The following is an 8,484-nucleotide window of genomic DNA, read 5'->3' as shown; positions in this document are numbered from 1 at the left end:
CCTCCGCGCCCCCTTCTTCACCACCCCGCCGCAGCTCACGATAAAACTTCCAGACGACATAGAGCAACAGAATGCCACCAGCAAACTTGATTCCTACGATACGAAGAAGATAGACCACCGTTGACGCAAAAATGATCCGTAACAACGTGGCGAGGGCAATGCCGATAACGATGGCTCGTTTTCTCTCCTTACCCTTCAAATCTTTGGTCGCCATGCCAATCACGATGGCATTATCGCCACTCAGAACGATGTCGATCATGATGACATTCAAAAGGGCCATAATCCCCGCTACAGTGAACATCGCAGAAATAGAAGAGCTTAAAGATTCAATCATGGGATGTGCCTAAAAGTTACTCGTTATTGGTTAATTGTTATTGGTTATGGAGGAAAATCTAAATAACAAATAACCTACAACAGGTGACCTACTCAAGCCGAATCAAGATTATTTTCCGGATCGTCATATCGGCGGCACGTTGAAAATTGAACGCCAGGAAGAACGCCCGGTTGTCTTTTTGATCAAACTCACTGACAGCCCGGGTTCCGGACACGACTGGCACCCAGTTATCCATCTCATCCCCGCGCCACCGGATATTAAAGTTCCCCAGCAAAGTCCCTGCCGATGCCGGGGATTCAAAGACCAATTCGATCGAGTATCGCCCGACGTCCAGCGGCAATTTCGGACCATAAAACACAATGGAACTCGGTTCATAGTTTGCCCGTAAAGTCACCGACCGCCCATCAGGCCGGGTAAAGCCCGCATGGAAGAAATCACTCGCCGACAATTCCAGACGAGAACCCGGCTCAGGGCTCTTCCATTCACCCGCACTCAGAATAATGGAATCAAGCTCAACCGATCCGTCAGCCGCCGCCACAACAGCACCTACCCCGGCGACCCCACTTCCCGCCGGGAGGGCTATACCCACCCACTTCCAATCAGGCGAATCAATCTTCACTTGTTCAGGCAAATTAGTGAAAGGCCCGATCACATTTGAAACCCTTATCGAACCAATACCTCTGGCTCGTATTCTCCATTTTAAAGGCAAATCCAAGACCGTCATGGATGGGGGTACCGTTACAGTCCCCGGAGGCATGCCGAATGGCACGGCCTTACGAAGTTCCTCAAAATCAAATCGTCGGGCAGGGAAATAGTACTTTGGCAGAGGGTCTTTTACACTGACAACCTGCTCAAAAACCCTCGGCTCAGCCGGAGGCTTCGCCCTACCTGAAGGAATCAGCAGAATCTTAAATGCCCATATGGCGCCATCGCTACCAATACCCTTAAGACGAGGATGACCCCGCAACGCCGCCAGAACCTGCCCCACCGGGAACGGAGAAACTTTCTCGGGAAAACTATCCTCATGCAAAACCAGATAGCCGACACCGCGACTCAATAGAAAATCCAACTGCTCATCGGACAGGCTCCCGACATTCATGCTTTCGAGCCGCTGAAAAATATTATCCTGATAGGATTTCCTCACTGTCCCACCATAGCCATTGACCATGCGCAACCTGTAAAGAGAGACGTAATACTCATTGATCGAATCGAAATGAGAGTCACCCGGCCAGATCGGTAATGACAACAGATGCGGCCGCTGATTTCCCTCCGCCTTGGCGTCCTCGGCAATTGCCTTAAACGCACCCTGTTCGCGATCGAGCAAACAAATCGTGGGATGAATGCGGTGGCCATAATCCATGACGATCGGCAGCACCATCGCCGCCAGCACCACCATGCGCCATCGGGAGGAAAGTCCGCGTAACAACGCAGGCCAAAGCACGCCTGCGGCTAATGCGATCAGCACAGGCATCAGACAGAAAATCTTATGAGGCTGACGAATCATGCCGTAAGGTGGAATCAAGGTCATCACAACCTTCCAGGCACGGGATCCGCCCGGGTTATGAACCCCGGTGGCCAGTAAGCCCACTGCAATGATCCCGAGTCCCAGCAGCACTACAGGAATGAGCGGGGACTTCTGACTGTCCCAGCTCCGCCGCCGTGCTCGCCAAAACATCCAGGCTCCTGCCGCCAGCAAGACCATCAGATAGCCACCCACATAAATTTTTCGGCCTTCCCCGATATTCGAAAGCCTGACCATTCCCGATAATAACGGTGAACCCGCGCGGATTTCCTCCATCGATCTGGTCGTGGTGGCCAGCGCGGTATCCTGAATGGAAGACCGCACATACCAGATTTGCCAAACTGCCACACCCAGAAAAAAGACCAGCGGAAGCGCAGCCTTAAGGAGCGAACGGCAAAGCGCACGAGAGGGCCACTGCCAGGGATAGTGAAACAGATAGCTCAACCCACACCAGACCGGTGCGGCTAGCATCGTAAAGAAAAAGACGTGGGTATCACTCTCCGCCAGACAGATCCCAATCCCTGCCACCGCGCCAGCCCACAGCTTGCGCTCAGCTATCATGACATCCAATGCCCAGAATACAATCGGCACCCACATCATGGTGAGGCCGGTCGGACTTCCATCAAACATGGTGATCCATGAATACGGCAACGATAGCCCCACAACCGCTGCTCCCAGAGAGATCCATTCATCGTGGCTGTACCGGCGGACTAAGAGCCAGGTAAACAGGCACATGATCCACATCGTGACCAGCTGGTTGAAGTTATAGCCAAAGGCACGCCCGCCCAAAGCCTCCCCCAGTGTGTAAAACAGGGAGAAGGGGGCGTAATAGGTACCGAAAAACGCCCCATCGGCATCGTTACCGACATTGAACTCATAGGGATTGATGAAAAGCGGGGTGTTTCCCTTGATCGTGTCGCCTGTCAGCCAAAACTGATAGAGAAACTGAAGGTGATCGCCAGGAATCATGGCGCGGGTGGCGCCCTTCTCAACATTCAAGGAGGCCGAACTGATCCCTTCCCCAATGTACCGCGGCACCGGCCAGGAGAAAAACATCCATATAGCCAGCACCACCAGAAACGAAATGATTAATCGGCGAAACGTCGTCATATACCCGTCACCGTGCCATATCCCCACGCAAGGTGTCGAGGAGGAATCAGGTGCCGACACGTCCTATTTGGTCAATGCACCCGGCCAGAGAAGCATCTTCTCAATAAGCTTTACCTCCGCTAAACCCATCCAGACAGGCAACCGGGAGGTGGCTGAACATAGGCCATCATGTGGGCTTTCAGTCGATACTCGATATTCTCTGTCATGCCGACATAGGTCTTGTTCGTTCTGCGCCTCATCTTCCTGGTCGGAGACCATCCGTAGCTCACCGTACGGCGCAGAGCGAAGGATGGCGGAGAGGGAGGGATTTGAACCCCCGGTACCTTGCGGCACTCCGGTTTTCAAGACCGGCGCGATAAACCACTCTGCCACCTCTCCAAATCAAATATTCATGCGAAGCGGGGAGACTAGATAAACTAGTGCAATCAAAGCAAGTGCTTTATTTTACTCCGCCAATGGAGTGATTAACTCCGGATAAATCACGGCATAGCGCTGATTGTTGAGCCAATATTCCCGCCCTTTGACCGTCAGGCGACGATCCACCAGGGAGGGCATCTGAGCCTCATTGCCTCGCACATAACAGACCGTCACCTTTTGCTGATTACGCAAGGTTACCAACCGGTAATCCATGCCACGGAAAAATGCCATAGGGACTCGTTCCACCATCCCGGACCGCTCCACCAGTGCCCCCTGCCCCAACACTGGCGCAAGATCATCACGAGTCAACCCCGCAGGTAACTCCCGCGACAACGAGACGTTTTCAGAAACCACAACTTTTTCAACAGCCGAAGTTGGTCCACCGGAAACCACCACAGGCCCAGGAAGTGTCTCGTTTCCAAACGGTTGAACCACTGTCCTGCTGACCCAAAGCACAAGCTCCTCAGGTGCCGCCACCTTCACCCAGTCCCCATGACTTTCCCATTCAGTCAACACCGCACCTTTGCTGACCGTCCCCACATCCCGATAACTGATCCCGGGCCCGGAGCGCAGGCGGATTTTATCCCCAGTGACCACTCCGCCCTTCACAAATTGTTTCTTCAACCAAAGCCCCGCATTGGTCGGCGCCAGAATTCCCAGCCAATCCCCCTGCACCAGTACTGCAGAAAGAAGCTGCCCCTCTTGCGCCTGGGCCACTACTTCAGTTCCCGCATCCGGCCGCACACGCAAATTCACATTGTCCGCCACAACCCGAACCCGAAAATTAGTCGATTCAGCCGCAACGGTAGAGAGCACGGTCACAAGAACAAAAGCCATCCAGGTGATTTTCATTATTTTTTCCTTTGTAGCACGTCACAAGCGATTGCTCTATAAAACCCGAACTACTCCCCAACACCAGCCTCACGGAACAGGGTGTCTATCTCGGCCCGGGACAAGGCCCGAACTTTCCCAAGAGGCAATGACCCCAAAGTCAGCGAGCCAACGGAAATACGCTGCAAGGTCAACACACTGAGCTTCACTTCCCGCACCATGCGCCGCACCTGTCTTTTACGCCCTTCCCGGAGCGTAATGAGGTATTCAGACGGCCGTGCCGGCACAGGAACAACTTCTTCGGCATGAAGCATCTCGCCTTCGGATTCAATCCCCGAAAGCATGCGGCGTCTGGCAATATCGGTCAAAGGATAATTCAGGCGCACATGATAAACCTTCGCCACCTCATGCCGGGGATGGGTCAAACGCAAGGCCAGAGCCCCATCATTGGTAACAATCAATAGCCCTTCGCTATCCTGATCAAGACGGCCAACGGGATACAGTCGCTCTTTCACATCCGGCAGCAAGTCAAGAAAGGTTCGCCGCCCATGGGTATCCTGACAGGTACACAAAACCCCACCAGGCTTATTAAGCATGAAATAGAGCTTTTGCTGAGGAAAAACCTGCTGCCCATCCATCTCGACCACATCGTCGCCAGGGGTAACAGAGACCCCTTGCTGTGAAACGACCACTCCATTGACAGAAACCCGGCTGTCTGCGATGAATTGCTCGCAGGCACGCCGGGATCCTACGCCACAGGAGGCGAGATATTTTTGAAGCCGAACCTGATTACTCAGGCTTGGTTTTGGGGAGCCCTTGTCCACGGCTACCCTCTTTCCACTTCCCACGCTTGCGCAGGAGGTCAACTCGTTCGAAACGTTTAAGAACATTACGCTTTGTGGCGATTTTATCCGCCGACTTTAAACTTGAATGCATCGACATGATCGTACTCCAACTCTTTAGCTGCCTTCATAGCAGGGCCAAAGATAATGGCGAAAAGTTGCCCCGCTGTCAATAGCTTGCGTTGCTTTTTTCAAAACACTGGGTTATCGTACCTGAAATCGGAGGATACATGTTTAATTGGCAACTTGACCGGCCTTTGGCTGTTTTTGATATTGAGTCTACGGGTATCAACCCGCGAACTGACCGTATTATTGAATTATCTATCGTAAAACTGCTCCCGCCCAAGGGCATGCAGGAATTGCGTACTTTTATCGTTAATCCAGGCATCCCGATTCCGCCCGAGTCCACGGCCATCCACGGTATTACCGAAGCGGATGTGGCTGGCAAGCCCCTCTTCAGGGACATGGCTGCAGAAATCTACCGCTTCTTAGAGGGCTGCGATCTGGCCGGCTACAACATCATCCGCTTCGATATCCCCATGTTGATTGAGGAATTCCTGCGCGCCAGCATCAACTTCAGCATGGAAGGCCGGCGCATGGTAGATGCCCAACGCATTTATCACAAGCGGGAACCCCGCGACCTCAAGGCCGCCCTGCAACACTACTGCGGAGAACTATTCCTGGAAGGACACCGGGCGGAAGCCGATGCCCTGGCCACCGTGCGGGTTCTTGAAGGGCAATTCAACCGCTATCCGGATCTCCCCCGAACGATGAATGAACTCGACAAGTACTGCGATCTTCGTGATCCGGCCTGGGTGGACCGCGACGGAAAACTCCGCTGGGCGAATGGTGAGATCGCCATTAATTTCGGCAAGAAAAAGGGCGAAAAACTCAGCGACCTGGCGAAACGGGATCCCAACTTCCTGCGCTGGATTCTGAAAAGTGATTTCGCGAGTGACACCAAGGCTATCGTTGAGAAAATATTGAATGGGGAAAAAATCACCCCGATAGGTTCCGCCCTGAATGATCAGTTGTCGGCCCTGAAGGTGGCGGACCTCGACTGAACCGGCAGAGCGTTTAACAGCCGCAACACAACCTGCCCCACGATTTCAAGGCTATTGGCACTGAGCTTATCCAGCGTGTCGTTGGCGGTATGCCAATAGTCATTGAGTCGAGGTGCTGACCCATACTGAAAATCAATCAAATCGATGGCCGGGATTCCCTTGTCCAAAAATGGCTGATGATCATCCAGGATGGAATAGTCACTCAGTGAAAATGCCGTCCTCGTTCCGGCTTCATTAGCCGCCTTGAATACTGCCGCCAATAAAGCAGGATCACTGTTACGCGGAATAGTAACGCCAAGATCCCTGTCCCCAATCATATCCGCCAGAATAAAGGCCTGTACCTGGGCGGCGCGCCCATCAGCCGCCAACTTTCCAGCCAGATGACGGCTCCCATGTAACCCGTCATTCGCACCATAATTCTCCCGGCATTCTTCGCCATCCAGAAAGACAAGCCAAACTTCAGGCCGCCCGGCAGCCGTAACGGCTTTCAGGGCCGGCACCAGCGCCAACAGCAACCCCACCCCTGACCCGGCGTCATTTGCGCCAACAAAGGAATCAATCCCTGACTTCAGATCATAGTGAGCACCAAGTATGACAATACGATCCTTCTGACCGGGGATAACACCGACCACATTCCGGAACGTCTTGATCCCCTCAGGAGTGGCGTCTTCAAAGGCATCGATGGTCGTCAACGCCCCCAGTTCGCGCAACCGGCCAGCCAGGTAGTCAGCCGCCTTGGAAGCCTGGGGTGATCCCGCAACCCCGGACCCTGAATTTAAAAACCACTCAACCTCACTCAACGCCACCGAGCCTTTGAGATCAGATACGCGGTAATCAGGCTGGGGTAAAGAGGGCGCAGGCTCACGCCCCCCGCATGAAGCGAGAATCAGAAGCACAGGGATACCAATCCACTTCATCAGCGTTCGGCAAGTCCGCACAGATCAAGGATACGGTCAAGGTCGTCATTCGTATAAATATCAAGCTGAATGTACCCCTTGACCTTCCGTCCATTGGCCGTTGTCCGGCAGGGATGAACCTGAACACTGGTCCCAAAATGCTGATGCAGCTTATCCGAGAGATACACCAGATGGCTCGCCGGAATATCTTCCTTCTCGACTGCCTTCTTTCGGGGAGTCTTACGTGAATGCTCAACAAGCCGCTCCAGCTCGCGGACGGACACGCCCTCTTTGATAATGCGTTCAGCCATTTTGCATTGCTCGGGCTCGGTTGCCAGCGAGAGCAAAATCTTGGCATGCCCGGCCGAAATCAGGCCCTCGGTCAGGAATTTCTTAACCTCCTTGGGCAGAGACAAAAGGCGAAGCGCATTGGCCACCGAGGCCCGCGCCTTGCTGACCTTTTGCGCAATCTCATCCTGCGTAAGCTTGAAAGTCTGAGCCAACGCCAGATAGCCTTCGGCCTCCTCAACCACATTGAGATCCGCACGCTGAAGATTTTCAATCAGCCCGATCTCGAGCGCCTCCAGGTCTGTCGCGTCGCGCACCACCACAGGCACCTGCTTCAAACCAGCCTCCTGTGCCGCCCGCCAACGCCGCTCCCCGGCAATCAACTCATAGCCATCCTCTGCCCTGCGGACCAGGAGTGGTTCCAGCACGCCATGTTCGCGAACCGAGGCCACCAACTCCTCCATGGCCTCGCGTACAAAGGTTCGCCGCGGCTGAAACGGACTGGGCCTTATCTTGATGACCTCAACCATCAGCGGCCCTCCTGAGGCAGGTGCAGGAGCTGCTGCAGGCGCCACGGCGGGAGTATCCTTAATCAACGCACTCAAACCCCGCCCTAAACCGTGTTTTAACGCCATTCCTCATTCCTCCTGTTGACTGCCATGCAAAAATTTACTTACGCGCAAAAAGCTGACCGGGCCGGGCGCGCGGATCCATCGCGGGCCGGGCTGTCAAAGCGGACTTAGCACCTTCGTCATCACTCTTCTCTGTGTCACCGGCGCCGGTCACAGGCGTATCCATGTCAAGCGTCGCCTCACCGGAAACTGACTCCACGGGAGTGACCTCGAATTTACCTACCAAGCTGACGCCCTCTTCCACCACCAGACGCTTGGCCTTGATGTCCCCGGAAACCCGCGCCGCGCCCTTGAGCTCAATACGCTCCTTGGCCGTGATGTTGCCCTTGACCATTCCATGCACCACGACGGAGGCGGCAATAACGTTCCCCTTGACCGCGGCACCTTTCTCCACGGACACATCCCCTGCCGTAGTAACGTCGCCATTGATCTTGCCGGCCATTTTAATGCTCCCGGAGCACTTGATGGAGCCGTTAATTTCCACGTCGTCTGCAATGATTGTCTTAATTTCGTCCATGATCATTCCTTTAATTTTGAGTTTTCAATCC

General features: G+C 54.1%; 9 protein-coding genes and 1 tRNA gene. 1 reads left to right on the top strand and 9 read right to left on the bottom strand.

Going from position 1 to position 8,484, the window contains the following annotated elements; all coding sequences use genetic code 11:
• The 6 genes from WCI03_14645 to WCI03_14620 form a co-directional block, all read right to left on the bottom strand.
• On the bottom strand, positions 1–334 hold a 334-nt coding region (locus tag WCI03_14645; GenBank protein ID MEI8141091.1), incomplete at its 3' end, for a TerC family protein.
• A gap of 88 nt (positions 335–422) precedes the next feature.
• Positions 423–2,966, bottom strand: a complete 2,544-nt coding sequence (locus WCI03_14640) for a hypothetical protein (GenBank protein ID MEI8141090.1) — start codon at positions 2,964–2,966, stop codon at positions 423–425.
• Positions 2,967–3,256: 290 nt separating this feature from the next.
• A tRNA-Ser gene (locus WCI03_14635) sits at positions 3,257–3,344 on the bottom strand.
• Positions 3,345–3,410: 66 nt separating this feature from the next.
• Positions 3,411–4,235 carry an SH3 domain-containing protein gene (locus tag WCI03_14630; protein MEI8141089.1) on the bottom strand — a complete coding sequence of 275 codons (825 nt, stop codon included), beginning with the start codon at positions 4,233–4,235 and terminating at the stop codon, positions 3,411–3,413.
• A gap of 50 nt (positions 4,236–4,285) precedes the next feature.
• Entirely contained in the window at positions 4,286–5,038 is a 753-nt protein-coding gene (locus WCI03_14625) for a pseudouridine synthase (protein ID MEI8141088.1), read from the bottom strand.
• Positions 5,004–5,156: a small basic protein gene (locus WCI03_14620; protein ID MEI8141087.1), complete on the bottom strand. Its 153-nt coding sequence runs from the start codon at positions 5,154–5,156 to the stop codon at positions 5,004–5,006. The genes WCI03_14625 and WCI03_14620 overlap by 35 nt, the downstream gene beginning before the upstream one ends.
• 130 nt (positions 5,157–5,286) lie before the next feature.
• Between WCI03_14620 and WCI03_14615 the strand changes: the two genes are divergently transcribed.
• Positions 5,287–6,120, top strand: a complete 834-nt coding sequence (locus tag WCI03_14615; GenBank protein ID MEI8141086.1) for a 3'-5' exonuclease — start codon at positions 5,287–5,289, stop codon at positions 6,118–6,120.
• Here the strand turns inward: WCI03_14615 and WCI03_14610 are convergent.
• Genes WCI03_14610 through WCI03_14600 form a run of 3 tightly spaced genes read right to left on the bottom strand, consistent with a single transcriptional unit; the run spans position 6,084 to position 8,453 of the window.
• The gene (locus WCI03_14610) at positions 6,084–7,037 is read right to left on the bottom strand and encodes a M28 family peptidase (protein ID MEI8141085.1); all 954 of its coding nucleotides are present in this window, start codon (positions 7,035–7,037) and stop codon (positions 6,084–6,086) included. The genes WCI03_14615 and WCI03_14610 overlap by 37 nt on opposite strands.
• On the bottom strand, positions 7,037–7,939 hold the full coding sequence (locus WCI03_14605; protein MEI8141084.1) for a ParB/RepB/Spo0J family partition protein: 903 nt from the start codon (positions 7,937–7,939) through the stop codon (positions 7,037–7,039). The genes WCI03_14610 and WCI03_14605 overlap by 1 nt, the downstream gene beginning before the upstream one ends.
• Positions 7,940–7,973: 34 nt before the next feature.
• Positions 7,974–8,453 carry a polymer-forming cytoskeletal protein gene (locus tag WCI03_14600; protein MEI8141083.1) on the bottom strand — a complete coding sequence of 160 codons (480 nt, stop codon included), beginning with the start codon at positions 8,451–8,453 and terminating at the stop codon, positions 7,974–7,976.
• Positions 8,454–8,484: the final 31 nt, after the last annotated feature.

The organism is bacterium (genome assembly GCA_037143175.1).
Taxonomy (GTDB): domain Bacteria; phylum Verrucomicrobiota; class Kiritimatiellia; order CAIKKV01; family CAITUY01; genus JAABPW01.
The sequence above is the reverse complement of the archived record's forward strand: the minus strand, read 5'-3'. Positions and strand labels throughout refer to the sequence as shown.

Coding starts and splice junctions, on each gene's coding strand:
- WCI03_14620 (MEI8141087.1), bottom strand. CDS start 5,156: ATGTCGATGCATTCAAGTTTAAAGTCGGCGGATAAAATCGCCACAAAG.
- WCI03_14605 (MEI8141084.1), bottom strand. CDS start 7,939: ATGGCGTTAAAACACGGTTTAGGGCGGGGTTTGAGTGCGTTGATTAAG.
- WCI03_14600 (MEI8141083.1), bottom strand. CDS start 8,453: ATGGACGAAATTAAGACAATCATTGCAGACGACGTGGAAATTAACGGC.
- WCI03_14630 (MEI8141089.1), bottom strand. CDS start 4,235: ATGAAAATCACCTGGATGGCTTTTGTTCTTGTGACCGTGCTCTCTACC.
- WCI03_14610 (MEI8141085.1), bottom strand. CDS start 7,037: ATGAAGTGGATTGGTATCCCTGTGCTTCTGATTCTCGCTTCATGCGGG.
- WCI03_14615 (MEI8141086.1), top strand. CDS start 5,287: ATGTTTAATTGGCAACTTGACCGGCCTTTGGCTGTTTTTGATATTGAG.
- WCI03_14640 (MEI8141090.1), bottom strand. CDS start 2,966: ATGACGACGTTTCGCCGATTAATCATTTCGTTTCTGGTGGTGCTGGCT.